Source organism: Xenorhabdus budapestensis (assembly GCF_017743015.1).
GTDB classification, from domain to species: domain Bacteria; phylum Pseudomonadota; class Gammaproteobacteria; order Enterobacterales; family Enterobacteriaceae; genus Xenorhabdus; species Xenorhabdus budapestensis.
The window spans coordinates 3940478-3967378 of the sequence record NZ_CP072455.1; the positions used below are offsets into that span (position 1 = coordinate 3940478).

Below are 26901 nucleotides of genomic sequence, written 5' to 3' on the forward strand. Positions count from 1 at the left end.
AAAAAAATGGCGTCTCAATTTGTTATTGAATACGCCATTATATTAATAAAAATCAGTTAGTTATCAAAATCAAAAGGTGAAATTCTTCTCTCAGTTGTTTCATCCAGATAATCAGCCCACCATTGCAACATCAATCTACGCTCGTCCAAATGCTCAGCTTTATGAATGTATGCGGCACGAACCGAGTTTCGCTCCTGATGACTCATCTGCCTCTCAACAGCATCTCTCGACCACTTCCCCGACTCGATTAAAGCACTACATGCCATCGCACGAAAACCATGTCCACATACTTCAACTTTAGTGTCATAACCCATCGACCTTAAAGCCTTATTTACCGTGTTTTCGCTCATAGGCTTTCTAAAATCATGATCGCCAATAAACACGAGTTCATGGTCACCGCTGATCTCTTTAATTTCAGTCAACACAGCCAATGCCTGACAACTCAAAGGAACAAGATGTGGAGTTCGCATTTTCGAACCACGGTGCGAATGCTTCACTCCGGGTAATGGTTCTCGTTCTGCTGGAATAGTCCACATGGCATTCTCGAAATCGATCTCTGACCAACGAGCAAACCTGAGTTCACTGGAACGGATAAAAATGAGCAATGTCAGCTTCACAGCTAACTTAGTAAGTTTCCTACCTTTGAAGCTCTCGATGCGCTCTAAAAGCTCTGAGAACCTATCAAATGGTAAGGCTGGTCTATGCACCCGCTTTGCTGTCGCAATACCTCCTGCCATTTCTTGGGCGGGGTTGTAATCTATCAGCCCATTCTGGACAGCATAACGCATCACCGCCGTTGTTCTTTGCTGTAGGCGGGAAGCAACCTCTAATCGCCCAGAAGCTGCAACAGCCTTGATAGGAACAAGAAGTTCTCTTGTAGTAAGCTCGGATATTTTCCTTTTACCAATCGCAGTAAAGAGACCATCTTCCATGCTTTTTAGAACTCTCTCGCTATGGGAATCTGACCATTTCCTTTTACAGGCAGTATGCCAGTCCCTTGCAACAGCTTCGAATGTCAGGGCTTCGCTTTGCTCGATCTTGTCTGCTTTTTTCTTCTCAGAAGGGTCGATACCATTAGATACCAACTTTTTGGCCTCATCTCGCTTCCTGCGGGCTTCACCAAGAGAGACCATTGGATAAACACCCAATGCTAAAACTTTCTGTTTGCCCCCGAAACGGTATTGGAATCGCCAATATTTTGAACCATTGGGATTGATCAGCAGGTGCATACCCTGCCCATCTGTGAGTTTGAAGGGTTTGTCGGAGGGCTTGGTAGTCCTAACTTTGATATCGGTGAGAGCCATCAGTTGATACCTCCTGTGTTGGTACCAAAATCAATCGAACCGGGAATACCATCAGTTATACCATCATCGGTTGGTATATGTTCAAGGAATTGAGTAGACGTGAACAGACTAAGCTGAGTCAGAAACCAACTTAACTTACTGTTTTTATGGACTAAAGTAGACGTTAGTAGACTTGAAAAAAGCTTTGTATGGTGCCGAAGGCCGGACTCGAACCGGCACACCCGAAGGCGGTTGATTTTGAATCAACTGCGTCTACCGATTTCGCCACTTCGGCACTGAAGGGTTCGGAAAACGAGAGTCATTATACTTGTCAGAAGACCATGCGCAACACTTATCCTTCCAATTTTGTTCAAGTGCCGAAAAAAAAAGCAGATCTACCTGTTTTTCCACAAAAAAGCTCAAATCTCAGCATTCATTCATTCTATCTAACATCAATCAACCCGTTATAACGCCTTATCACCAATAGACAACCCATAAACACCTTATATAATTCAAAGCAAAACACTGTCTTGAGGTAAATAACTATGACTCTTATCAATTGGATCTTCGCTGGCATTCTGTTGGGTTTCATTATCGGTGCCGTTATTGCGATATTTAAGAAGAACAAATAACGGTTTTGTCCCCCCACTTAATTACGTTCCCTGATTGGTTAATCCAAAAATGAACAAACGGCTCTATAAACTTTGTATAGTTTCCGCTCTTTCATTGGCGCTTTCAGCTTGCGCTACCTCTGGTCATTCACATCAGAGCAAAACTCAGCGCTCAAGTATACAGCCCACAAGATGGGAAGTGTTTGACGGCAATGCCTCCAGCCGAAAACTAACTTCAGCGCTGGTTGAACAGTATGCCCAGTCAATCTTTAATGAAGGTAATCCGTTAGGTATGGCAATGGTGGTCATCGATAATAATCAGGTCATGCATCGCAGTTTTGGAGAAACTTACCCAGGGAGTGGTATTAAGCCAAGTCAGAATTCTTTAATTCGTATCGCTTCTATCACCAAATTGATGACTAGTGAGGTGATGATCAAGCTGGCAGAGAAAAAACGGATTAGGATCACCGACCCATTGCAGAAATATTCTTATTATGGCGTGCATGTACCACACTTTAGCGCAAATCAACCAATTCGGCTGTATCATCTGGCAAGTCATACCAGCGGGCTACCACGAGAACAACCCGGTGGAAAGTGGGGACGCCCGGTGTTTATCTGGCCGACACAATCCAATCGTTGGACTTGGCTGAAATCCGCTGAGATAAATGCCGTTCCTGGTACAACAGCTTCTTATTCCAATCTGGCCTACGATTTATTGGCAGATGCGCTTTCCAAGGCGACAGGAGAGCCTTACCCCCGTCTTCTGCGAGAAGAAATCACCCATCCTTATAAGATGAAAGATACAACCCTGACGCCTACCCAAACTCAATGTGCCCGGTTGATGGAAGGGATCAAATCCAGTCCCTGTATCAGTACTATTGCCGCAGCAGGTAGTGGAGGAGTTTATTCTACCCCCGCCGATATGCAGCGTTGGATGCAGCAGTTTTTATCTTCTCACAATCAGTTGAGGAAGCAGACAGCCAGCCGTGAACAGGGTATCTACTTTAAACGCGCCGATCTGATATCAATCAAAGGAATGGATGTGGCAGGCCAAGCTGATGGTATCGGGCTTGGTTGGGTTTATATAAATAGCAAAAAAGATATTCCGGGTATCTATCAGAAAACTGGCGGCGGCGGCGGGTTCAATACTTATATGGCGATGATCCCTGAACAGAATATCGGGGTATTTGTGGTAATGACTCGCAAAGAACACAGTAAGTTCCATCGTGTTACTAAGGGCGTGAATGAGCTGGTCACTGTGCTGGCACAGAATCATAATCAGAATTCAGACGCAAAGTTGTTAGAGTTGGTAAAAAAATAATTAATAAAAAAAACAACAGTCTGAGTTTTACTGTTCAAAAACTCAGGCTGTATCTGACAGAGATTAACGGAAATCATTTATATTTCTGCTGGATTTTCCATTGCAAAAAAATATCCGAGAAGCAAGGATGTCCTTCAATTCAACGGGATCACAGGTCTCAAATGTGTATTCAAATTCATTCACTGAGTTCCAAAAAGCGGTCTTTAAACGAGTTGTTTCACTATATGCGCTTTTAGACCCAAATAGAAACTCGTACATATCGTCAATATCATAATCAGATGCTAATACCCTTTTTGGTTCTCCATCCCTGTTGTTAGACATAGAAGCATTCCAGTCTAATCGTGATATGTCTTCGAAAGCCCGGATTCTTTTATCATAATCAGTGACCATTACCTCAATCTCTCCCTCATAAGCCTCCACGATAATCCGGTCAGGGTTAGGTAGTAATCGGGAAAACCTACCTGCAAAAGAGTCACTATACCAACCCCTATTATCTGCCGAATAGCAGAATAATAAACGGATATGACGATATCTAAAAATATCATTTTCAAGGTATCTATTTAAAATTAATATTAATTTTTCTGGTTCAATAAAATTTAAAGATCTATCTAGCGTTCTAAGTCCTTCCCTTAATGTGCCATGGCCCGATATAGTCAAGCGCCGCTCATTAGGTGCGTTATAAGGTACATCTTCAAAAAGATGGAATCCTTCCGGGAAAAATTTAAGGTATTTCATGAAAAAAACCTCACATTAGCGACTCAACAACAATCAAGAACTGTTTTTTCAGAAAGATACAGTGAGTATTTGCATGTTAATGACACTCACCAGATTCCAAGTTTCAGTGAGTCAGGATAGATAAAACAAAATAGAAACAGACAATGATTAGATGGTAAATAAATTAAAGGCATGAATACCATCATCAGAAAGTAGCTATGTTTTATAATAAACAAATAGTAACTCAAGTAAACTAAATTTTACCCAAAATATGTATTTCCATCGTACAAAAGCTCAAAACAAATCGCCTCTACCGTTGAAAGCAGAGGCGATAAGAGAATTCATTTGTATATAAGATAGTTGCTGTTATTTTCGGTACAGAAGTAAATAAATACTCACTGCAAAGAATAGCAAACTTGGCAATAGTGCTCCCAATACTGGTGGCATGCTATAAACCAGACTGAGTGGGCCGAATATCTCATTGAGAACATAAAAGATAAAGCCAGTGCTTATCCCCACTACAACTCTTAATCCCATAGGAACACTACGCAATGGGCCAAAGATAAAGGAGAGTGCCATCAGCATCATGACCGCAACGGATAACGGAGCAAAGATCTTTTTCCACATATTGAGTTCGTAGCGCCCGGCATCCTGCTGACCCTGTTTCAGGTAGGTAATATATTGATGCAGACCACGAATAGAGAGTGCAGCAGGCTCAAGAGCAACAACCCCCAGTTTTTCTGGTGTCAGCCAACTTTTCCAATCAGCAGAGATACGCTGCGAACCAGTGATCCGACCGAACTGACTTAAATCAGACTCTTCAACTTGAGACAGCTTCCACTGCTTGTTGTCCTGATCATACACAGCAGAAGCCGCATATCTCACTGATAACAGTTTTCTTTTTTCATCAACATGATAGATACTGATACCATTCAGGGAATTATCTTTACCCACATTCTGAATATAGATAAAGTCCTGACCATCTTTTGTCCAAATCCCTTTAGCAGTGGATACTAAAGAACCATCATACATCTTGTGGGAACGGAAGTTACGGGCAATTTGTTCACCTTGTGGAGCCACCCATTCACCGATAACCATCGTCAGTAGAACCAATGGGATCGCGGTTTTCATTACCGAACCAGCCACTTGCAAGCGGGTAAAACCAGAAGCCTGCATAACCACCAGCTCACTGCGGGTTGCCAGTGCTCCCAACCCCAGAAGTGCGCCCAGCAATGCTGCCATCGGGAAGAAAGTCTGGATATCTTTGGGAACACTCAGCAGCGTATAAAGGCCGGCAGAAAGAGCGGTATATTCTCCCTGACCGACTTTACGAAGCTGCTCAACAAATTTGATGATGCCGGACAATGACACCAGAGTAAACAGTGTCATCAGAATGGTTTGCAGGATAGTCCGCCCGATATATCTATCTAATACACCAAACATCAGGCTGCTCCTTGGATCTTAAAGCGTGAACGTAGCTTACGCACCGGGATGGTATCCCATACGTTGAGCACCAGTGCCAAAGCAAAATACACGCCGTTTACCAGCCACATCCAAAACAGGGGGTTAAGTTTGCCCTTGCCACCATTAGAATGGAGGGAACTTTGCAACAGGAAGAAAATCAGATAGAGCAACATGGCCGGCAACATACTGAGCACTCGTCCCTGGCGCGGATTGACTGCACTGAGCGGAACAACCATCAGCGCCATAATCAAGACAGAAACAATCAGGGTTAAACGCCAGTGGAATTCTGAGCGAGAATCCAGATCGTTGCCATGCCACAGCTCATCCATTGATTTTTGTTCAACTTTGCCGCTGTCAATTTCCGGGCTTTGGTGCCCTATGACTGCCCGATAGTTTTGAAATTCTGTGATACGGAAATCACGCAACAATGCAGTACCTTCGTAACGGGTTCCTTCATGAAGTACCGCTACCTGATTGCCATTCGGTAACTCTTCCATATGCCCACCATCAGCGATAACCACAGAAGGCCGCTGGTTATGCACCGGTCTCAGTTGAGTAAGGAATACATTCTCAAAATTATTTCCTTTGACGTTACCGATATACAACACCATGTTGCCATCTCTGGAAGGTTTGAACTGCCCTTCCATTATCGCTGCAAGGCTTGGGTTTGCTTTCGCATCTGCCACCACCTGTGCCTGATATTTGGATGACCATGGTGTGAACCAGATAACATTGGCCGCTGCCAGCATTGTAGTAAGCAGAGCCAGAATGAGAGCAGATTTCACCAACACACCTTTACCTAAACCACAGGCATGCATGACAGTGATTTCGCTTTCCGTATAGAGTTTGCTAAATGTCATTAATACCCCAAGAAATAAACTCAGGGGTAAAATTAGCTGCGCCATCTCCGGCACACCTAAGCCTAACAAAGATAAAACTAAATTTGCGGGAATATTACCTTCTACTGCCGCACCTAATACCTCAACTAATTTCTGACAGAAAAAGATCAGTAATAAGATGAAAAGTATCGCGATTTGACTTTTCAGGGTTTCCCGTACCAGATATCTAATGATGATCACGCTTATTACGCCTGTGAAAACTTGTCTTTTTGCAGGAAAGTCGCTAACTTCGTCGTATATCTACCATTTATATGAATCAGTTTGGCTTCCCCATTGCTAAAATGATACCAAAGCATTCCATATATTCGTTCTCAATTAGAGCACAGTTATCGTTAGCTAAGTATCTAAAATTAATATGCTCAGCTTAACATAATAGAGAACTTTATTTGGGATGATTTAACGCGGAACGTGGTATTTTAGCGATTGTATCTGTCTTTGTCTTTAAGATTCAGGAGAACGCATGGAGTTTAGTGTAAAAAGCGGTAGCCCGGAAAAACAACGCAGTGCGTGTATTATTGTCGGCGTATTTGAACCTCGCCGTCTGTCCCCTATCGCAGAGCAACTTGACAAAATAAGTAACGGTTATATTAGTGCCTTACTGCGCCGCGGTGAACTTGAAGGCAAAGTGGGCCAAACCCTATTACTGCATCACGTTCCTAACGTGCTGTCTGAACGAATTCTGTTGGTTGGATGCGGAAAAGAACGTGATCTGGACGAGCGCCAGTATAAGCAAATTATCCAGAAAACGATCAGCACCCTTAATGAAACAGGGTCAATGGAAGCGGTCTGTTTCTTGACAGAATTACACGTCAAAGGGCGCAATAACTATTGGAAAGTACGTCAGGCTGTCGAAACAGCAAAAGAATCTCTGTATGTTTTCGATCAGCTTAAAAGCAGCAAAAATGAACTGCGTCGCCCTTTACGCAAGATGGTCTTCAATGTGCCGACCCGCCGTGAATTAACCAGCGGTGAACGCGCTATTCAGCACGGTCTTGCTATTGTATCCGGTATTAAGGCGACAAAAGATCTGGTCAATATGCCACCCAATATCTGTAATGCTGCGTACCTTGCATCACAGGCACGCCAGCTTGCTGACAGTGCTGACAATCTGATCACCAAAGTAATTGGTGAAGAACAGATGAAAGAGTTAGGCATGAATGCCTATCTGGCCGTGGGGCAAGGTTCACAGAACGAATCTCTGATGTCAGTGATCGAATATAAAGGCAGCAAAGATCCCAATGCGAAACCTATTGTGTTAGTGGGTAAAGGGCTGACTTTTGATTCCGGCGGTATTTCTCTCAAACCCGCCGAAGGCATGGAAGAGATGAAATTCGACATGGGAGGTGCCGCTTCTGTTTATGGTGCCATGCGCGTTGTCGCAGAGCTACAATTACCTATTAACGTTATCGGGGTATTGGCAGGGTGCGAAAACATGCCCGGTGGTCATGCTTATCGTCCCAGTGATATTTTGACCACTATGTCCGGCCAGACTGTTGAAGTGACAAATACGGATGCGGAAGGTCGTCTGGTGTTGTGTGATGTGCTGACATATGTTGAACGTTTCGAGCCAGAACTGGTTATTGATGTTGCCACTCTGACAGGCGCTTGCATGGTTGCGCTGGGAAGCCACTACACGGGCTTGATGTCCAACCATAATCCGCTTGCACATGAGCTACTGAACGCATCAGAACAAGCGGGAGATCGTGCATGGCGTCTGCCACTGGGTGACGAATATTCTGAGCAATTGGAATCCAATTTTGCGGATATGGTCAACTCGTGCGGACGTCTTGGCGGCGCAATCACTGCCGGTGCTTTCCTGTCCCGGTTTACAGCTAAATACAACTGGGCACATCTGGATATCGCCGGTACAGCATGGCGTTCAGGCAAGGCAAAAGGGGCAACGGGTCGCCCGGTTGCACTGTTGTCACAATTCCTGTTAAATCGTGCAGGTCTGAATGCAGATGATTAATACCCGGACTAGCCATTTTTTGCTTAAAGGCTAACGTAAAAGGTATTGAAAAAGTCAACGGGATTGAGGGTATTGCAATAGCAATACCCTTTTCCGTCACTTTGTCCATCATTTTTTCTGTAACTCGTTTTCTATAATCATGAGACATTGTCAGTAAAAGAATTTATGAAAAACGCCACTTTCTATTTATTGGAAAAGCTGTTGTTGGAAAAACCGTTACAGGAAGAATCATCGTCTTTTGATGAATTGCAGCCGCATGAATGGCTGGCATGTCAGTTGGCTGCCGATCAATGGCGTGCAGGGAAGCGGGTTCTGATTGCTTGTGAAAGCCAGCAACAGGCCGAAAAACTGGATGAAGCACTATGGCAACGAAAGCCAGGTCAATTTGTGCCACATAACCTTGCAGGAGAAGGCCCTCGTTATGGTGCCCCTGTGGAACTGTGCTGGCCGCAAAAAAGAGGCAACGCTCCCCGTGATATTCTGGTAACACTGCTTCCTCATTTTGTAGACTTTGCCACGGCTTTCCATGAAGTGATAGACTTCGTCCCTATTGATGAAAATCTGAAACAGTTAGCGCGCGAACGATATAAATCCTATCGTAGCGTCGGCTTTAATTTGACCATGGCAACCCCGCCAACTTATTAAATATCAAGATACAATGGAAAAGACACCCGCTACTAAAACGCAATCTGAGCCATCTCTCGATAAAACATACAATCCGACAGAGATAGAGCAACCTCTTTATAACCACTGGGAAAAGAGCGGTTATTTCAAGCCGAATGGCGATACCAGCCGTGAAAGTTTCTGCATCGTCATTCCGCCACCAAATGTGACCGGAAGTCTGCATATGGGGCACGCATTTCAGCAGACGATCATGGATACTATGGTGCGCTATCAACGCATGCAGGGTAAAAACACGCTATGGCAAGTCGGTACTGACCACGCAGGCATCGCAACGCAAATGGTTGTCGAGCGCAAGATCGCGGCAGAAGAAAACAAAACTCGCCACGATTACGGCCGCGATGCCTTTATTGACAAGATTTGGCAGTGGAAAGCGGAATCAGGTGGTACTATCACCAATCAGATGCGCCGCCTGGGTAACTCTGTGGATTGGGAGCGTGAACGCTTCACTATGGATGAGGGTTTGTCAAAAGCCGTTAAAGAAGCCTTTGTTCGCCTGTATCAAGAAGATCTGATTTACCGTGGCAAACGTCTGGTTAACTGGGATCCTAAACTGCGTACCGCGATTTCTGATCTGGAAGTCGAAAACCGCGAAGTTAAAGGCTCTATGTGGCATCTGCGTTATCCATTGGCTGACGGTGCCAAAACTGCCGAAGGCAAAGATTACCTGATTGTTGCCACTACCCGCCCGGAAACCATGCTAGGGGATACCGGCGTTGCTGTTAACCCGGAAGATCCTCGTTATAAAGATCTGATTGGAAAAGAGATCATTCTGCCACTGGTCAACCGTCGTATTCCTATCGTGGGAGATGAACATGCAGATATGGAAAAAGGCACTGGCTGTGTGAAAATCACTCCGGCTCACGATTTCAATGACTATGAAGTCGGTAAACGCCACAACCTGCCAATGATCAACATTCTGACCTTCGATGGCGATATCCGCGAAGCCGCAGAAGTTTTCAACACTAATGGTGAAGTTTCTGATAGTTACTCGACCGAAATCCCTATTAAATACCGTGGCATGGAACGCTTTGCTGCCCGTAAGGCGATTGTCGCTGAATTTGAAAAACTGGGCCTGCTGGTAGAAATCAAACCTCATGATCTGACCGTACCTTACGGTGACCGTGGCGGTGTGGTTATCGAGCCAATGCTAACTGACCAATGGTATGTCCGCACAGCGCCACTGGCAAAAGTGGCGATTGAAGCGGTTGAAAACGGTGATATCCAGTTCGTACCAAAACAGTACGAAAACATGTACTACTCCTGGATGAGTGATATTCAAGATTGGTGTATTTCCCGTCAATTGTGGTGGGGTCACCGTATTCCGGCATGGTATGACGCACAAGGCAATGTTTATGTTGGACGCGATGAAGAAGAAGTTCGCTGCGAAAACAATCTGGGTGCAGATATTGCACTGACTCAGGACGAAGACGTACTGGATACCTGGTTCTCCTCTGGCCTGTGGACATTCTCTACCCTCGGCTGGCCTGAGCAAACTGAAGCCCTGAAAACCTTCCATCCAACGAATGTGCTGGTCAGTGGTTTTGACATCATCTTCTTCTGGATTGCCCGCATGATCATGATGACTATGCACTTCATCAAAGATGAAAACGGCAAACCACAAGTACCATTCAAAACTGTCTATATGACCGGTCTGATCCGCGATGAAGAAGGCCAAAAGATGTCAAAATCCAAAGGGAATGTTATCGACCCATTGGATATGATTGACGGTATCTCGCTGGAAACTCTGCTGGAAAAACGTACCGGCAATATGATGCAGCCACAAATGGCAGAGAAAATCCGCAAGCGTACCGAAAAACAGTTCCCGGAAGGCATTGAAACCCACGGCACTGACGCTCTGCGTTTCACTCTGGCAGCACTGGCTTCTACTGGTCGTGATATCAACTGGGATATGAAACGCCTGCAAGGTTATCGCAATTTCTGTAACAAGCTATGGAACGCCAGCCGTTTCGTACTGATGAACACCGAAGGACAGGATTGCGGCCAGAACGGTGGTGAAATGTCATTGTCACTGGCAGACCGTTGGATTTTGGCAGAGTTCAACCAGACAGTAAAAGCCTATCGCGAAGCATTGGATACTTACCGTTTCGATATCGCCGCCAATATTCTTTACGAATTCACATGGAACCAATTCTGTGACTGGTATCTGGAATTGTCAAAACCAGCTATCAACAAAGGCGCTGAAACAGAAGTTCGCGCTGCACGTCATACTCTGACCGAAGTATTGGAAGGTTTGCTGCGTCTGGCACATCCAATCATTCCATTCATCACCGAAACTATCTGGCAACGTGTGAAAGTGGTTAAAGGTATTGATGCGGATACCATCATGCTGCAACCTTTCCCTGAATTTGATCAAGCGAAAGTCAATGAACTGGCACTGAACGATCTGGAGTGGATCAAGGAAGCGATCATTGCAGTACGTAACATTCGTGCAGAAATGTACATCGCACCAAGCAGGCCGCTGGAAGTTCTGCTGCGTGATGCAAATGCTGATGCGCAACGTCGTGTAGCTGAAAACCTTAACTTTATTCAGGCAATGGGCCGTCTCTCTTCTGTTACCGTATTGGCGGCAGGAGAAGAAGCGCCTGTTTCTGTAACCAAACTGATCAACGGTGCAGAAATACTGATCCCAATGGCGGGTTTGATAGATAAAGACGCAGAACTGGCTCGTCTGGATAAAGAAATCGAGAAGCTGGATAAAGAAATCAACAGCATCGAAGTCAAACTGGCTAACGAAGGTTTTGTCAGCCGAGCACCAGAAGCCGTTGTTGCCAAAGAGCGTGAGCGTCTGGCAACGAACAATGCTGCTAAAGAAAAATTATTGGCGCAAAAAGAGACTATTGCTGCCCTGTAATATTTTTCACTTATATTAAGATTAAGCCACCGCATTTTTTGCGGTGGCTTTTATTTTTAACTTACAATAAATAACTTATTATTTGTTTGTAAAAGTTCACACTTAAGCCTTCTATAATAAATAGACATTCATGATATCATCCTATGTTCTTGCCCTGATATGCGGAATAACAGTTTTATCTTTGTATCTTAAAATATAAACTATTTTAATTTGTGATATCTTCTTATAAAAGAAGAATCATTTGATCTATATTTTAAATGGTTAATAAAATAAAAGGGTTTAATAAACGGGAATTAAAACAGCATTCAAGGGAGTTAAAATTAAAACACATCATATAACTTCATATTATATAGACTATTTGGACATAAAAGCTGATCATGTATTATATTTGATAATAAATTTCATTATCAGGAAGGCACAATGAAAATTGTAAGTAAAGTATTATTAGCAAGTATTCTCCAATTAAGCGTTACCCATTTAGCCTATGCAAAATCTACCTTTGATAATATTCAATCCACAGGTGTATTCAGAATCGCAACGGAAGGGGCTTATGCTCCGTTCAGTTATCATGATGCTTCTGGAAAACTAACTGGATTTGATGTGGAAATCGGTCATGAAATTGCTCAGCGTATGCAAGTTAAACCTGAATTTATTGAAGGTAAATGGGATGGACTAATCGCTGGCCTTGATGCTGGACGCTCAGATGCAGTTATGAACCAAATTGCGATTACACCTGAACGCGAGAAAAAATATATATTCTCTCTGCCTTATGTCATTTCTGAAGCCGTGCTAATTACCCGGACAGATAACAACACAATTAAAACATTCAGTGACTTGAAAGATCGGACTTCTGCCCATACTCTGACCAATAACTTCGCCCAAATTGCCCGCAAACATGGCGCCGAAATTATCGGTACAAATGGTTTCAATCAAGAGGTGGAACTTGTCAGTACAGGTCGTGCTGATGCCACCATCAATGACAAACTTTCCTATCTCGACTACAAAAAACATCGACCAGAAGCACCAGTAAAAATAGTGGCAGCCGATACCAACGCAGCGCAAACCGCCGTACTCCTGCGCAAGAACGACACTGCATTAAAAGCCGCAGTTGATAAAGCCATTACTGAGATCAATGCTGACGGTACTTATCAACGTATTTGGGACAAATATTTTGGTGAGGAAATAACAAAATAAATCAAAGCCGCTTCTCAAGGGCTGTCTGTCTTCACCAAAACTAACATCCAATTGCCAGTGGAGTTTCGTTTCAATGTGCCAATGGCTGCGTATTGCACAAGCGATAAACTCTGCCGCCCGACGTGGATCACTGAGGATGGATGACGATATCGCTAACCAGCCACAACTGACGCAGCTCTATACGTCCATGATCGCCGTCCACACTTCGATAATTGGTATGGGAAACATCTGTAAAAACGTTCGCCAACTGGGTATCCCAAAACAATTTAATATGGAGCCTTCAATATCCAGCATTGCCAACAGTTTTGGGAGCACAGTAATCTCGTTCGATCGGAGTTTATCACTCCACCGATTCAAAGGTGGAGTGAAGTTAAACACTATTATAAAAAACTGGCATTTAAAAAAGCGGTTATCGATAAGCCATCATGGCATTGCCTCCATTATAAGTATCGCTACCCCAATCATACAGAAACTCCTGAACCCCACGAATTTGTGCAACAGCAATACCTCTGATTGCCACATATTCTTCCTGATCTTCATAAACATTAATTAGTCTCAGATAATTTGTATTACCTGTCTGAGCATAAAGGTTCCGTAATGATAAAATCACATTATAAAAATTATAGGTTGGCCTTATGTCATAAAGACGGCAAGGGAGCGAATCCCCAGGAGCATAGATAACTATGTGACTGGGGTGAGCGAGTGGAGCCAACAAAGATACAACTTGAAAGACGAAGGGTATAAGATATAACTATATTTTATATAACTATGATCTCTTATTGCCATATCATCAATAAAACAATCACATAAAAAATAAATACTTTTTGAAGTTAGGCTATATACCCAATGGATTACAAATTGCGTCTCGGCGGCAAGGGAATGACAAATTCGTCGGGAACGAATTTGTCCAGCCAAAGGCTGGCCTCTCATTAATCCCCGGAAGCATAGCTAACGATGTGACCGGGGGTGTAGTTGTAAAGAGTAGCACAGCCAACAAAAAGACAACTTGAAAGACGAAAGGTATAAAATATAGGAACAATATATGACTCCATCCTGGTTCAGCTTAGCGCTGGATTCCCTTTGGCCAATGCTTTACGCAGGCCTGACATTCACTATTCCCCTCACCCTGATTACATTTGCTCTTGGGCTTACACTAGGGTTTATTGTTGCCCTGATCAGGCTTTACGGGCCTAAGCCACTGGTTGCAGTCGTACGTTTTTATGTTTGGTTGATCCGTGGAACACCCTTACTGGTTCAGCTATTCCTGATATTTTACGCCCTGCCCAGCATCGGCATTACATTGGAAGCATTCACCTCTGCCGTGATTGGTTTTACTCTGAATGTTGGTGCCTATACCTCGGAAGTGATCCGCGCAGCTCTGAATTCCGTTCCCAAAGGACAATGGGAAGCTTCCCACTCCATCGGCATGAGTTGGTGGCAATCCTTACGTCGGATCGTGCTGCCACAAGCGGCAAGAGTTTCGATACCTCCACTGTCCAATACCTTTATTTCACTGGTAAAAGATACCTCATTAGCTTCTGTCATCACCGTGCCAGAGATGTTCCTGGCTGCACAACGCATCGCTGCCGTAACATACCAACCAATGATCCTGTACACCGAAGCAGCTATCCTTTATCTGATCCTGAGTTCGTTGCTATCGGTACTGCAAGTTCGTCTGGAAAAGAAATTCTCCCAGCAATACTCTCAAAATAGCAATAATAAGGAAGTCAAAGATGATTCAGCTCTCTAACATTGAAAAAAGTTTCGACGGACAAAAGGTGCTGAAAAACATTAATCTGACTATTCAGGAAGGGAGTCTGACGGCGCTTATCGGACCTTCCGGCAGTGGGAAAAGTACTCTGTTGCGTTGCATTAATCTATTAGAAATTCCGCAAGCGGGTCAACTGATGATCGGCAAGGAAAAAATCACATTTACAGGTAAAGAGCGACTGCCTCACAAAGAAATTCAGCGCTTTAGCCTGCAAACTGGCATGGTATTCCAGAATTTCCAGCTTTTTCCTCATCTCACTGTGATTGAAAACATCATGGAAGGACTGATTTGGGTACAAAAATGGCCACGTGAACGCGCCAGAAAACGAGCATTCGAATTACTGGAAAAAGTGGATATGTCCCATAAGGCTGATGCCTGGCCAACCACATTATCAGGAGGTCAGCAGCAGCGTGTTGCCATTGCCAGAGCGATGGCCCCATCCCCCAAAGTATTATTATGTGATGAACCCACTTCAGCCCTTGATCCTGAGTTATCGAAAGAAGTTGTCTCAGTATTGAAACAACTGGCGGACGAAGGAACAACCATGTTAATGGCAACACACGATCTGCGTCTGGCAGCTAATCTTGCCCATGATGTTGTCTTTTTGGAGTTCGGTGAAATTATTGAATCAGGAAGCGCAAAACACATGTTTACCCGCCCAAATCAACAACGTACTGTCGAATTTATTTCAACCCTGACAGAAACCTTACCGGATTGGGAAATATAGAGCACTGTGCCACCGTTAGCCTGAAAAAAACTTAGCTTGAAAAACTTGATTTGAAGAAAAATTGCTTCGGAGAAAAACAATGAAAGTATTCTTGAAATTATTACTAATTGGTGCCGCTGCCCTTGCTATTTCTGCTCCCAGCTATGCTGGTAAAGATTTTGATACCATAAAATCTTCTGGCGTATTTAAGATTGGGACAGAAGGCACATATCCTCCTTTTACCTACCATGATGCCACTAACAAGCTCACCGGTTTTGATGTGGATATTGCCAAAGAAATTGCGCATCGCCTGAATGTCAAACCAGAGTTTATGGAAGTGAAATGGGATGGACTGATTGCGGGACTGGATGCCAAACGTTTTGATGCCGTTATCAACCAAGTGGGTGTCACCCCAGAGCGGAAAGCCAAATACAGTTTCTCGACCCCTTACTCAACATCTCAGGTTGCCTTGATCACCAAGGATAACAACAACAATATTAAATCATTCGCTGATCTCAAAGGAAAACGCTCGGCTCAGTCTCTGACCAGTAACTACGGTCAGTTAGCAACTTCCTATGGGGCAAATTTGGTCAGTACGGATGGTTTTAACCAATCGATTGATTTAGTTGTCACCGGACGTGCAGATGCAACCTTAAATGATCGTCTGTCATTTTTAGATTTCAAAAAACATCGCCCTAACGCACCAGTTAACATTGTTGCCCAACAGACTGATGCAAGTAAATCTGCCGTTTTGCTGCGCAAAGGTGACCCGGAATTGGTAGAAGCTATCAATAAAGCACTGCAAGACATGAAAAATGACGGAACCTATGCCCACATTTCCAAGAAATACTTCGGCACTGATATTTCGAAATAATTAATTGATCAGGTTATATTCTTCAATTGCATTATCTTCTACAAAACGTTGGATATAACCTGATGTTTCTATAGCAGAGTTTGTAAATATTTTCCATCCCTCTTTTCACCTGCTTTAGTTGGTAAAATAAATAAAAACTATACATATTTAGACGCCACATTAATAAGTACTGGATAATTATGATAATAGAGAGCATCAACACAATGTTAATAATCAGCCATATCCACTTTCATTGGAATTAATTGATTTTTAATCCACCTCAGAACATTTGTAAACATTCAATTGCTATCTATTGATTCAGCAGGAATAAAATTGAATATCTCTAGCGTTGGATATAACCATTGCGGGTTAGTATTGAATCAAATCCTACCATTAATTACCATATATTTAATAAGTTATATCAAACTAACCCTTCGTTAGTTACAAAATACTCTTACCCTAAGCGCTTACCTAAGATTTTTACCCGAAATTCAGAAAGAGGAAAAAATGACCAAAAGCACAACACACGACTATATCATCCGTCCTATCACTCAACAGGACAATGCAGATATTGCTGCTGTTATCCGTGAGGTATCTGCCGAACATGGTTTAACCGCTGACAGAGGTTTTGCCGTCGCCGATCCTATTCTGGATACCCTGTACGAAGTTTACAGCCAGCCACGCAGCGCTTACTGGGTTGTTGAAATGGAGGGGAAAATCGTTGGAGGTGGAGGGGTTGCTCCACTGGCAGGCGGTGACAATGATACCTGTGAACTACAAAAAATGTATCTTTCATCAGTGCTGCGGGGAAAAGGCGTTGCTAAACAAATCGTAAAACAATCTCTGGAGTTCGGCACAGAACAAGGTTTTACACGCTGTTATTTAGAAACCACGGCATATCTGAAGGCAGCCATTACACTCTATGAAAAACTGGGCTTCAGCTATCTTGACGAACCACTGGGAAATACCGGGCATAGTGATTGCGAAGTCAGAATGATCAAAGCACTATAACAAGCTCTATACCTTATGGATTTCAATAAATAAGCCCCACAGTTTACGCGGGGCATATATCATTAACCGATTCTTGAAAAGAAGTTAGTGCAGTCTGGGTTCATCTTCATCCGGGAAGAGAGCACTGTCATCATCTTCATCATCCGGCGCATTCGGATCTTCAAAATATGTACCCCAACCATCGTAATTCACGCCGATCTTTTCAACCAGATCCATCAGTTGCTCAACCTGTACGTTGATCAGTTCAGCATCCAGACGGCTTTCATTGATCACATCACAACACATCAAAACAACGCGATCTTCTGTTTCCAACTCTTCTGCATCTGTCACTTCATAACCAAGTTTAAATGCTTCAACAGCAGCTTTTTCCAGAAGATCAAAATTCTCTGCCGAAAAATGATGTTCAATAATATAAAGCGCATCAGGGTCACTACCATCTTCCAATAATTCTTCGATGATCAAGCGAGTTTCTTCACGCTGTTCTTCTAATGCATGTGGGTCTGCCATGCCAATCCCCCTGTCAGTTGGCTATCCTGTTTCGCATTCTCCCATCTTTTCCCCACAAAGGATATAGCCATCCAATTTTGTTAAACAGAAAGTACAGGTCGTAAATGACTGAATCTCAATTATCTTAATGATCCTCAAATTACCAATTCATATTATAGGGGTTGTAATTAGATTTTTTATCGATATATAGTGAATATTAATTCAATGTTTCGCTCATGGAGAAAATGCTGTATGAATCCATTTTTCCAACATCATTTCCTGAGATTACTTGATTATAAGCCCTCAGAAATTGATACACTTTTAACACTGGCAGTTAAATTAAAAGCGAATAAAAAATCAGGTAAAGAATCTCCCTTACTGGCAGGAAAAAATATCGTCCTGATTTTTGAGAAAGATTCGACCCGTACACGCTGTGCGTTTGAAGTTGCAGCCCATGATCAGGGAGCAAATGTCACCTATTTAGGCCCCAGTGGCAACCAGATCGGCCACAAGGAATCTATCAAGGATACTGCAAGGGTACTTGGGCGCCTGTATGATGGCATTCAGTACCGCGGCTATGGACAGCATATTGTCGAAACATTAGCGACATATGCTGGTGTTCCTGTCTGGAATGGACTGACAAATGAATTTCATCCGACTCAACTACTGGCAGATCTCATGACCATGCAGGAACATAGCCAAAAACCACTCACCGAAATAAAACTGGCCTATCTGGGTGATGCACGTAATAACATGGGCAATACAATGTTAGAAGCAGCCGCATTGACAGGTTTGGATCTGCGTTTAGTCGCCCCGAAAGCCTGCTGGCCAGATCCTAAACTGGTGGCAGAATGCCAACAACAGGCCGAAAAAACGGCGGGTAAGATCACACTGACAGAAGATATTACAACGGGCGTTAAGGATGTGGATTTTCTCTATACCGATGTTTGGGTTTCAATGGGAGAACCTAAAAACGTCTGGCAGGAACGGATTGACGTATTAAAGCCTTATCAGGTCAATATGGATGTCGTGAAATTGACAGAGAATTCGAATGTAAAATTCCTGCATTGCCTGCCGGCTTTCCACGATGAAGAAACGATACTTGGTAAACAATTAGCAGAAGAGTTCAATCTGTATGGTGGGTTGGAAGTCACTAATGAAGTGTTTGAGTCAAAGCACAGCATTGTGTTTGATCAGACAGAAAACCGTATGCATACCATTAAGGCCGTAATGGTGGCAACGTTGGTGGAAGAGTTGAATTTTGATATCTAAAAATAAGAAACTATCCGAAAAATATGCCAATTAAACACTAGCCAAGGATAAGCTAAATTAGGAAAAACTTACGCCAGTTTGTTAATACTGGCGTCTATATTATACGAAATGAATGAATTATGAACATCAACAGGTATCTACTTAATTCATAATATATAATGTGTCTTAAAGCCCTTGGAAGCTTTCACTAATAACCTGAAAATACATCTAAATTGAAGAATAATTTAAATTTATTAACATTTAAATCAGTGATATTGTCACTATACTTGCTAAAATCAATATTACCGCCGACTCAACGCCAAATTAAACGCGAAAAATAAAAACAATCCACCTGTCGCGCGATTCATCCATTTAATAACGTTCCCACGACGTAAGATGTGGGAAAGAGGCCGGGTGGCATAAATCAGGATCAATGACCATAGCGTGCCGAGCATAACGTGAATTGCCACTAATCCAAATGTCCAGATAATTGGTGAATACCCCTGGGGAATAAACTGTGGTAAAAAGGAGACGTAAAATACGCCAACTTTTGGATTCAACACATTTCCCAACATTCCTTTGATAAACCAATTCGATATTTTCGCAGAAGAAGAGTTTTCCCCACCAAGATCTGAGTTAGGTCGCCATATCATCTGGATCCCCAACCAGCATAAATACAGTACACCGCACCATTTCAGAATGTTAAATGCCAGTTCAGATATGGCAATTAACGCCCCTAAACCAAATGCCACCATCGCTCCCCATATCAAACATCCGGTATCAATCCCAAGTACAGCCTGAAAAGCTTTTTTCCCGCCTTCTGCCGCGGCTGTTCTTAAAATCAAAGCGGTATCCAAACCGGGGGTTAGAGTTAACAGTGTAGCCGCAACTGTAAAGGTAAATAAGGAATCCAGAACTGTCATTTTTATCTCCGAAAATAAGAGTACGTAAGAATGCTTAATTATGATGTTATTTCATACCCATATATTCGACAGGAACAGTTTTTGTCAACCAAACTCCGTTGCGAACCGGAAGCTGACACTTTTGACATCCTCCCCCGCCCTAAAGCTGCCTCTTGATCACATTTATACTCAATGGATTCCAAGTATTCTGCTTAAATATGGTAAGGGACGGAGAATATATCAGAACGTGTTTATCTTACAGGCACATTAATTCCAAATAGAATTGAAATTCGTCTCCCACTGCCGTTACAAGTTTTCAAACCCAACGCGGCACTAAATCAGGATTAATACCCGTGAATTAGGCAACCATAAACGCCAGTAGGGAGTCCATAACTATTATTTTTTATCCTTAAGGATAAGGGATAAAACAATGTTTACTAATGAAGTTAAATCACACTCATATATCGATTTGATCCATATTTCCCCTCAGTAATCGGAATTCTTTTATTTATTTTTTTGTTTTAGCATCATCTCATTACCCAACATTTCAAATAGTTATCAAGTAATTCCTGATTATGTTCACAGTTATCACTAAGCTCACAACGCGCCAATGTTTCATCAAGTTCAGATTCAATAAATGAGTGGACTTTCGTCTTACGCAAACCATATTCTGCCTCACTTGCAGATCGTTTAATTTGTAACAGATCGGCAATTTCTGCTTTTACTTGAGGATCATGTACTGTTCCTTCCACCAACGTCTCAAAATCTATCGGCGGTACACCTTTGCCCATTTCAATCCAGTGGGCAGCCAATAACGGGCGCAATACGTAGAAATATTTTTTTAACCGGACTTCTTCACCTTGCAGATAACCTCGGAAATTTTTCTTCGCCATTGAGAGATAGTGGTAACGCGCTTTAATGTCCGAAAAGAAATGTGGCACCAGCGTTTTCAATCCATTGGTTGCTGCCGCATTTGCCTGGTAGATGATGGGGGAATCCAACCATTCCATCAATGTTGGATTTGCCTGTTTCAGTAATTTTAAAGCTTTGCGTAACTCCCAACCACTGATATCCAACTTATCATTAATTGACTGTTCAATAACATCCCGTCCTGCTTCCACTCTCAGATACCAATCCATAGGATGAACATAAATAAACCGCACATCGTAATCACTATCGGGTGAAGCAAAACCCCACCCACGGCTACCCGATTCACAGGCGTACAATATGTGCACGTCATATTTTTTCTCTATCTTATCCAGTTCCCTCTTGATACGCTTTTTCATCACTAGACTGACTATTTCCCTTTCCATTTTTTCTTACCTATTTCTATTTACTATCCTTTTACACAAACGACCTAACGCAAAGTATGTACAACTTTCACCAGCGAAGACTGGGCTGCCATTACTGCATCAATATCTTTGTACGCCATCGGGATCTCATCAATCACATCGCTATCTTTACGACACTCTACATGAGCAGTAGCTCGTTTCTGATCACTCACGGTAAAGCGTTTTTTCATTTCCGGCGCGTCATGCCATGACCCTTTATCTCGTCCTCCACGGTTTATATTACGTCCATGTGGCACAGCGACTTCGATGGCATGACGAATATTCAACAAATTATCCGGTAAATCTGATGCCACCAGCGAAGTACGGACTGCAATCATTCCACAGCCGATATCCACCCCAACCTCTGCCGGGATAATGGCACCACCAGTCGGGATCACACTACCGATGGTAGAACCTTTACCAAAATGAACATCCGGCATTACCGCCATATGTTTAAATACAAAAAGCATCTTGGCGGTATTCTGCAATTGAGTAATGGCTTTTGGATCAACAGGGACTCCATTCGCCCACATTTTTACCGGAGCACCATTCTCTTGCGTCAATAAGTTATAACCGTTGGTTTTTATTTCAGTTGTTTTCATTTTTGCTCTCCTTTAATTGCTTAGAACTCCATACGACTTCATCAGTGCGTTAACACTTATAGTTATTGCCAATCTTGTTATTACTAATCCTGTGCCAACTTTGGAAAAACATAAAAACATTTTTTATTATTTTGAAAAATAACCGTTTTTATTTTTACCTATTTTCGACAATTGTTTTTGCTATTTGATTTTCTTATCTTTTTGTATCGTTATTTATAAATTAAGATAATCTAATGATAGGGAAAGGGATGAAACGCAGAGTTGCTATTGGAGTTTTGGGCACAACATTAGACCGACACAGACCAAATTGAGCATGTCGCCCTGCATTCTTCCGCACCGATTTTATTAACAGGGCCAACGGAAGCCAACTCGCAAGATAAAGCGTATAGGAGAAAATGACATGGAATTGAGATTTCTGGGCACAAGCGCAGGCATTCCCACTAAAGAGCGTAATGTCACCAGCCTTATTCTGGATTTACAGGCGATCCGCAGTGCACTGTGGATGTTTGACTGTGGAGAAGGAACACAGCATCAAATCCTTAATTCTCCAATTAAGATCCGCAAACTGGAAAAGATTTTTATCACCCATTTGCACGGCGATCATATCTTTGGTTTGCCGGGCTTACTGTGCAGCCGATCAATGGCAGGCTCGACCGCTCCCTTAACATTATATGGCCCAAAAGGAATACACCAGTTTGTAAAAACCACATTACAACTAAGTGGCTCCTTCCTGACCTATCCATTAGAAATTACCGAAGTGCAACCAGGATTACTGTTTGATGATGATACAATGAAAGTCACGGCTTACGCTCTGAATCATCGCGTGGAATGTTACGGCTATCGGATTGAAGAACATGATAAACCCGGGGTACTTGATGCCCAAAAACTGAATCAGGACAGTGTTCCCCGTGGCCCGTGGATGCAAGCGTTGAAGCAAGGAAAATCGGTAACATTGGAAGATGGAAGAACGATTTGTGGCAAAGACTATCTGGGAGAACCGATACGTGGCAAATCACTGGCTATTTTCGGGGATACAGAACCCACACCGGAAGCCCTGAAACTAGCCACTAATGTTGATGTGATGGTACATGAAATCACACTGGAAGATGCATTTGCAGAAAAAGCCAATGAACGCGGACACTCTACGACTAAACAAGCTGCAACATTGGCACGCGATGCTAAGGTAAGACATTTTATTGCAACACATATCAGCGGACGCTATAGCAAAGAAGATTGTCCACGATTATTGGCAGAATGCCGGGAAATATTTCCCGATACTGATTTAGCTGAAGATTTTTCAGTATTTGTGGTTAAATAATCTAGAAAATTCCCCAGATAGATCGTGATTAAGTATACTGCACCGATAATAATTCTCCCATAATGTTTCATCTGAAACCCAAGGTGGAAAAATAGGTTTTTGATTCAACCAAAATTGTATTTTGCTAGCAACTTTTCTATTATTTCTGTGTCTGTAAATCCACCTCAATTCTTTTGCAGTTATAGAATCCCTTGTTTTATCTACGACTTCTTTTATATTTATTTCATCAAGGATGAAGTGTATATGCATATCCTCAGTAAGTTGGCAATTATTCATAGTTACCCATGATAACCCTCCTTTACATTTTCTCCCTATAGTTACATTATCCTTACTTATATTTTCATCAAGCACAGTATAATATTTATTGTGTTTTCTAAGATGAGAATAGAAACTTTCTTTATATTCTCTGTATGCTTCAAAAGCAACAACATTAAGATAACGCTTGTATTCATTTGCCCTATTAATCAGACATTGAGTGGGGACTCTTTGCCTATTTCCCATTGAACGCTTAAAATTATCTAAAAACGATACCATTTCTCTCTCTTCAACCGGAATTAAATAATAATTAATCATTGCCAGTTTAGAGAATTCTTGTCCAGAAGTAGATTTAGTAAGTTTATGTTTAACGATTTTAAATTTATCAACACAACTGATATAATGTTCTCTTTCATCAGTTAAACCATATATCAGATCACCCTCAAAAAACTCATTTCTAAAAGGAGGAGAAAATGGCATATACCACCCTCTTATTTGACGAAAAAATAAAAAGTAACACATTATAATTCCGATTATTAAAATAAACGTCATGTTTTATATAGTTATCAAAATCACTAAAATCGCAAATATATTTTATTCGCAGATTCAAGATGAAATTATTTTCATATAAAATATTCAATATATTTATATAATTGATAAAATTATAATATATTATCAATCAGGATTATTATGGTAAGTCAATGAATATTATTTCACCAAAATAATAAACAAAATGGCAATCAGTTTGAGTGACAAAAACGACTAATACCCAATGGATTTCAAGTTACCTCTTTGTTGGCTACACTCACCCCGGTCACATAGTTATCTATGCTGATGTGAAATAAAAATTTCTTCCACAAACCTTGCGGTGAATACAATCGTGAGTATAATGCGCGACGATTTGCCGGGAGAAAACATGAAATACTGCGCCACAGATAACGTTGCAAAATATCAATCCAACAAAGCACTGCCAGCTGGCAGCCTGGGCGTATTGTTTTTACCATTGCTAAACCGATCATTTAAAAAGCCCCTCAATTGAGGGGCTTTTTTTTGTCTGCCCAGTCAAAGGCTAAAAGTCATAAAAGAGGAATGTAAACATGGCTAACCCGTTATATCGCAAGCATATCATTTCAATTAATGATTTGAGCCGCACAGATCTTGAATTGGTATTGCAGACAGCAGCAGCACTGAAAGCCAATCCACAGACTGACTTACTGAAACATAAGGTTATCGCTAGCTGCTTTTTTGAGGCCTCTACGCGCACCCGTCTCTCTTTTGAAACAGCTATTCAGCGGCTTGGTGCGTCTGTAGTCGGCTTCGCGGACAGCAGCAATACGTCATTAGGCAAAAAAGGAGAAACACTGGCCGATACTATTTCTATTATCAGCCAGTATGTTGATGCGATTGTGATGCGTCACCCACAAGAAGGGGCCGCTCGCCTTGCTTCTGAATTTTCCGGTCATATACCGGTCATTAACGCCGGTGATGGTGCAAATCAGCACCCAACCCAAACTTTGCTCGACCTATTTACCATTCAGGAAACCCAAAACAAACTGGATAACCTGAAAATCGCTATGGTGGGTGATTTGAAATACGGGCGTACCGTACATTCGTTGACACAGGCACTGGCAAAATTTGAAGGTAACCATTTCTGCTTTATCGCACCGGATGCCCTTTCCATGCCTAACTACATCCTGCATATGCTGGATGAAAAACAAGTGAATTACAGCATTCACAACAATTTTGAAGATGTGTTGCCAGAGCTGGATATTCTATATATGACCCGTGTACAGAAAGAGCGTCTTGATCCTTCTGAATACGCCAATATCAAAGCCCAGTTTGTACTGCGCGCAGCGGATTTGGTCAATGTCAAAGATAACCTGAAAGTATTGCATCCACTACCACGTATTGATGAAATTACTGTTGATGTGGATAAAACTCCTTATGCCTACTATTTCCAACAGGCAGGCAATGGTATTTACGCCCGTCAGGCACTGCTGTCACTGGTATTGAATGAGAATACCGTTATCGCGTAATAATGAAATAGCTTATTAACAAAAATAAGCGTCCGTTAATATTATGACCAAGTGAGTTATGCTTTGGTCATAATGTTATTTTTTGAAAAATGTTTTTCTGTCATTATTTCAATACACTGTTATTTTTTAATAAAGTCATTGGGTATTATCTAAACATTCGCCAATATCAAAAAATAAGCGTCACGACCGATTAGTTTAACAATACTCTTATAGTAGCTTAATGCGAAAGTATTTTATTTTTTCTCTTCATATATGAGCAATCAGTAGACCATACGATAAACTTTGTTTTCAGAACAGAATGATCCTTCGATGAAAAAATAATATAACCATAATTTTCGCCTTTGGGGGATAAGGGATTAAGTAGTACAGGGTCTACAATTTTCTGTGAGATGGAAATTACACCATCATAATCTTCAGCTTTAAAACACCCAATGCCTGTGGCAAAAGACAAATTTTTATCTGATGAGTTGAAAACCTCTACAAAAAATTTCTTGGAATAATGTTTTACTCCATTCTCTGTTGTTGATGTAACTAAAATACTATCGCTGACTGTAATAAAAATATCTTTTTCAGAAGGGATATTATTCACAGTTTTCGAATTTACATCCGCAGCATTAACTATTAATGGCAAAAACAACAGTGATCCTAAAACAACTAACTTACTCATATAATTCCTGAATTATGAAATGGAAAAAATCGCACGCGGGTTTCCGGCTGCGAGTTGTTCAGACTTTTTACGGAAAATTGCTTTCCGTAAAAAATTGTTGTCCGTCAAAAACGGATACGGATAGTGCCATTGATGCATGTGATTGCATTACCACCGACCAGAATTTTCTCGTCAGTGGCAGTTATAGCAGAATCAACATAACCTGACATATTCAATATGCTCCGTAAACAACTCATCAACTGAACATCTTTTTTGCCTCCTTATCGCTTTTGCTCCGCCCCATTTGTGTTCTATAGGGTTCAAATCCGGACTATAAGCGGGAAGCCATTCCAGTTGACATCTGCTGTCTGCTATCGCTTGTGTCGTGTCATTCCGTTTATGGAAAGGCGCATTATCCATCACTATCACTGCTCCGTGTGGAAGCTTTGGCAGCAAATCTTGCGTCATCCACGCATAAAAAACATCGGCATTAATATTCTCGGTAAATAAGCTTAAGGTGACGAAGGTATTTTCGAGAATGGCGCCAATGACGTTGATACGGCCTTTTGCGTGCCAGTCATGCGTACCAAAACAGCGTAACCCTTTTTCCGAATATCCATGTTTACGTGGCATCGATTGAGCAAAACCACTTTCATCCAAATAAACAATGGGTCTGCCAGTCTGTTCATAATCGCTGATGCGCGCGATAAATGCCTGACGAG

General features: G+C 42.1%; 24 protein-coding genes and 1 tRNA gene. 12 read left to right on the forward strand and 13 right to left on the reverse strand.

All coding sequences use genetic code 11. The features are described from left to right. Positions 1-56 precede the first annotated feature (56 nt). A complete protein-coding gene (locus HGO23_RS17360) occupies positions 57-1304 on the reverse strand; it encodes a tyrosine-type recombinase/integrase (RefSeq protein ID WP_099134356.1) in 1248 nt (415 codons plus the stop codon). A 189-nt stretch (positions 1305-1493) separates the two neighbouring features. Next, a tRNA-Leu gene (locus tag HGO23_RS17365) sits at positions 1494-1578 on the reverse strand. 386 nt (positions 1579-1964) lie between these two features. On the opposite strand from HGO23_RS17365, the gene ampH reads away from it, so the two are divergent. Next, a complete protein-coding gene (gene ampH / locus HGO23_RS17370; RefSeq protein ID WP_209027359.1) occupies positions 1965-3215 on the forward strand; it encodes a D-alanyl-D-alanine-carboxypeptidase/endopeptidase AmpH in 1251 nt (416 codons plus the stop codon). Positions 3216-3278: 63 nt separating this feature from the next. Here ampH and HGO23_RS17375 read toward each other — a convergent pair whose 3' ends face one another. The 3 genes from HGO23_RS17375 to lptF all read right to left on the reverse strand — a co-directional run bounded on the left by HGO23_RS17375 (position 3279) and on the right by lptF (position 6472). After that, positions 3279-3950: a hypothetical protein gene (locus HGO23_RS17375; RefSeq protein WP_099134354.1), complete on the reverse strand. Its 672-nt coding sequence runs from the start codon at positions 3948-3950 to the stop codon at positions 3279-3281. Between the two features lie 345 nt (positions 3951-4295). Next, positions 4296-5372: an LPS export ABC transporter permease LptG gene (gene lptG, locus HGO23_RS17380; protein ID WP_099134353.1), complete on the reverse strand. Its 1077-nt coding sequence runs from the start codon at positions 5370-5372 to the stop codon at positions 4296-4298. Next, a complete protein-coding gene (gene lptF, locus HGO23_RS17385; RefSeq protein ID WP_099134352.1) occupies positions 5372-6472 on the reverse strand; it encodes an LPS export ABC transporter permease LptF in 1101 nt (366 codons plus the stop codon). The genes lptG and lptF overlap by 1 nt, the downstream gene beginning before the upstream one ends. Before the next feature lie 280 nt (positions 6473-6752). On the opposite strand from lptF, the gene pepA reads away from it, so the two are divergent. The 8 genes from pepA (at position 6753) to HGO23_RS17425 (ending at position 17352) form a co-directional block, all read left to right on the forward strand. Next, entirely contained in the window at positions 6753-8261 is a 1509-nt protein-coding gene (pepA, locus tag HGO23_RS17390) for a leucyl aminopeptidase (RefSeq protein WP_099134351.1), read from the forward strand. A 165-nt stretch (positions 8262-8426) separates the two neighbouring features. Then, on the forward strand, positions 8427-8906 hold the full coding sequence (locus HGO23_RS17395; RefSeq protein WP_099134350.1) for a DNA polymerase III subunit chi: 480 nt from the start codon (positions 8427-8429) through the stop codon (positions 8904-8906). Between the two features lie 13 nt (positions 8907-8919). After that, on the forward strand, positions 8920-11817 hold the full coding sequence (locus tag HGO23_RS17400) for a valine--tRNA ligase (RefSeq protein WP_209027360.1): 2898 nt from the start codon (positions 8920-8922) through the stop codon (positions 11815-11817). Between the two features lie 420 nt (positions 11818-12237). Further along, on the forward strand, positions 12238-13011 hold the full coding sequence (locus HGO23_RS17405) for an amino acid ABC transporter substrate-binding protein (RefSeq protein WP_209027361.1): 774 nt from the start codon (positions 12238-12240) through the stop codon (positions 13009-13011). A gap of 1042 nt (positions 13012-14053) precedes the next feature. Then, positions 14054-14761 (forward strand): amino acid ABC transporter permease, encoded by a 708-nt coding sequence (locus HGO23_RS17410; protein WP_099134346.1) that lies wholly within the window; start codon positions 14054-14056, stop codon positions 14759-14761. Next, positions 14745-15509 (forward strand): amino acid ABC transporter ATP-binding protein, encoded by a 765-nt coding sequence (locus HGO23_RS17415; protein WP_209027362.1) that lies wholly within the window; start codon positions 14745-14747, stop codon positions 15507-15509. The genes HGO23_RS17410 and HGO23_RS17415 overlap by 17 nt, the downstream gene beginning before the upstream one ends. Positions 15510-15588: 79 nt before the next feature. After that, positions 15589-16362, forward strand: a complete 774-nt coding sequence (locus HGO23_RS17420; RefSeq protein ID WP_209027363.1) for an amino acid ABC transporter substrate-binding protein — start codon at positions 15589-15591, stop codon at positions 16360-16362. A 486-nt stretch (positions 16363-16848) separates the two neighbouring features. Further along, a complete protein-coding gene (locus tag HGO23_RS17425; protein WP_209027364.1) occupies positions 16849-17352 on the forward strand; it encodes a GNAT family N-acetyltransferase in 504 nt (167 codons plus the stop codon). 84 nt (positions 17353-17436) lie between these two features. On the opposite strand, the gene rraB is transcribed toward HGO23_RS17425, so the two are convergent. Beyond that, the gene (rraB, locus tag HGO23_RS17430; RefSeq protein ID WP_209027365.1) at positions 17437-17859 is read right to left on the reverse strand and encodes a ribonuclease E inhibitor RraB; all 423 of its coding nucleotides are present in this window, start codon (positions 17857-17859) and stop codon (positions 17437-17439) included. A 231-nt stretch (positions 17860-18090) separates the two neighbouring features. On the opposite strand from rraB, the gene argF reads away from it, so the two are divergent. After that, positions 18091-19110, forward strand: coding sequence for an ornithine carbamoyltransferase (argF, locus tag HGO23_RS17435; protein WP_209027366.1), 1020 nt, complete (start codon positions 18091-18093; stop codon positions 19108-19110). A 281-nt stretch (positions 19111-19391) separates the two neighbouring features. On the opposite strand, the gene HGO23_RS17440 is transcribed toward argF, so the two are convergent. The 3 genes from HGO23_RS17440 to HGO23_RS17450 all read right to left on the reverse strand — a co-directional run bounded on the left by HGO23_RS17440 (position 19392) and on the right by HGO23_RS17450 (position 21909). Beyond that, the gene (locus HGO23_RS17440) at positions 19392-20012 is read right to left on the reverse strand and encodes a LysE family translocator (RefSeq protein ID WP_099134340.1); all 621 of its coding nucleotides are present in this window, start codon (positions 20010-20012) and stop codon (positions 19392-19394) included. A 506-nt stretch (positions 20013-20518) separates the two neighbouring features. Further along, positions 20519-21277 (reverse strand): nucleotidyltransferase domain-containing protein, encoded by a 759-nt coding sequence (locus tag HGO23_RS17445; RefSeq protein WP_099134339.1) that lies wholly within the window; start codon positions 21275-21277, stop codon positions 20519-20521. 71 nt (positions 21278-21348) lie between these two features. Beyond that, positions 21349-21909: an RtcB family protein gene (locus tag HGO23_RS17450; protein ID WP_425330524.1), complete on the reverse strand. Its 561-nt coding sequence runs from the start codon at positions 21907-21909 to the stop codon at positions 21349-21351. 415 nt (positions 21910-22324) lie between these two features. Here HGO23_RS17450 and rnz point away from each other — a divergent pair, with 415 nt between their 5' ends. Continuing rightward, positions 22325-23242, forward strand: coding sequence for a ribonuclease Z (rnz, locus tag HGO23_RS17455; RefSeq protein WP_209027368.1), 918 nt, complete (start codon positions 22325-22327; stop codon positions 23240-23242). Here the strand turns inward: rnz and HGO23_RS17460 are convergent. Continuing rightward, on the reverse strand, positions 23222-23977 hold the full coding sequence (locus HGO23_RS17460) for a hypothetical protein (protein ID WP_209027369.1): 756 nt from the start codon (positions 23975-23977) through the stop codon (positions 23222-23224). The two genes, rnz and HGO23_RS17460, sit on opposite strands and share 21 nt — an antisense overlap. A 299-nt stretch (positions 23978-24276) precedes the next feature. Beyond that, positions 24277-24516 carry a hypothetical protein gene (locus HGO23_RS17465; RefSeq protein ID WP_169923006.1) on the reverse strand — a complete coding sequence of 80 codons (240 nt, stop codon included), beginning with the start codon at positions 24514-24516 and terminating at the stop codon, positions 24277-24279. A gap of 78 nt (positions 24517-24594) precedes the next feature. Here HGO23_RS17465 and pyrB point away from each other — a divergent pair, with 78 nt between their 5' ends. After that, entirely contained in the window at positions 24595-25533 is a 939-nt protein-coding gene (gene pyrB, locus HGO23_RS17470) for an aspartate carbamoyltransferase (RefSeq protein WP_209027370.1), read from the forward strand. 217 nt (positions 25534-25750) lie between these two features. Here the strand turns inward: pyrB and HGO23_RS17475 are convergent, their stop codons facing one another. Then, positions 25751-26200 carry a DUF4354 family protein gene (locus tag HGO23_RS17475; RefSeq protein WP_209027371.1) on the reverse strand — a complete coding sequence of 150 codons (450 nt, stop codon included), beginning with the start codon at positions 26198-26200 and terminating at the stop codon, positions 25751-25753. 192 nt (positions 26201-26392) lie between these two features. Beyond that, a complete protein-coding gene (locus HGO23_RS17480; RefSeq protein WP_244967959.1) occupies positions 26393-26887 on the reverse strand; it encodes an IS630 family transposase in 495 nt (164 codons plus the stop codon). Positions 26888-26901: the final 14 nt, after the last annotated feature.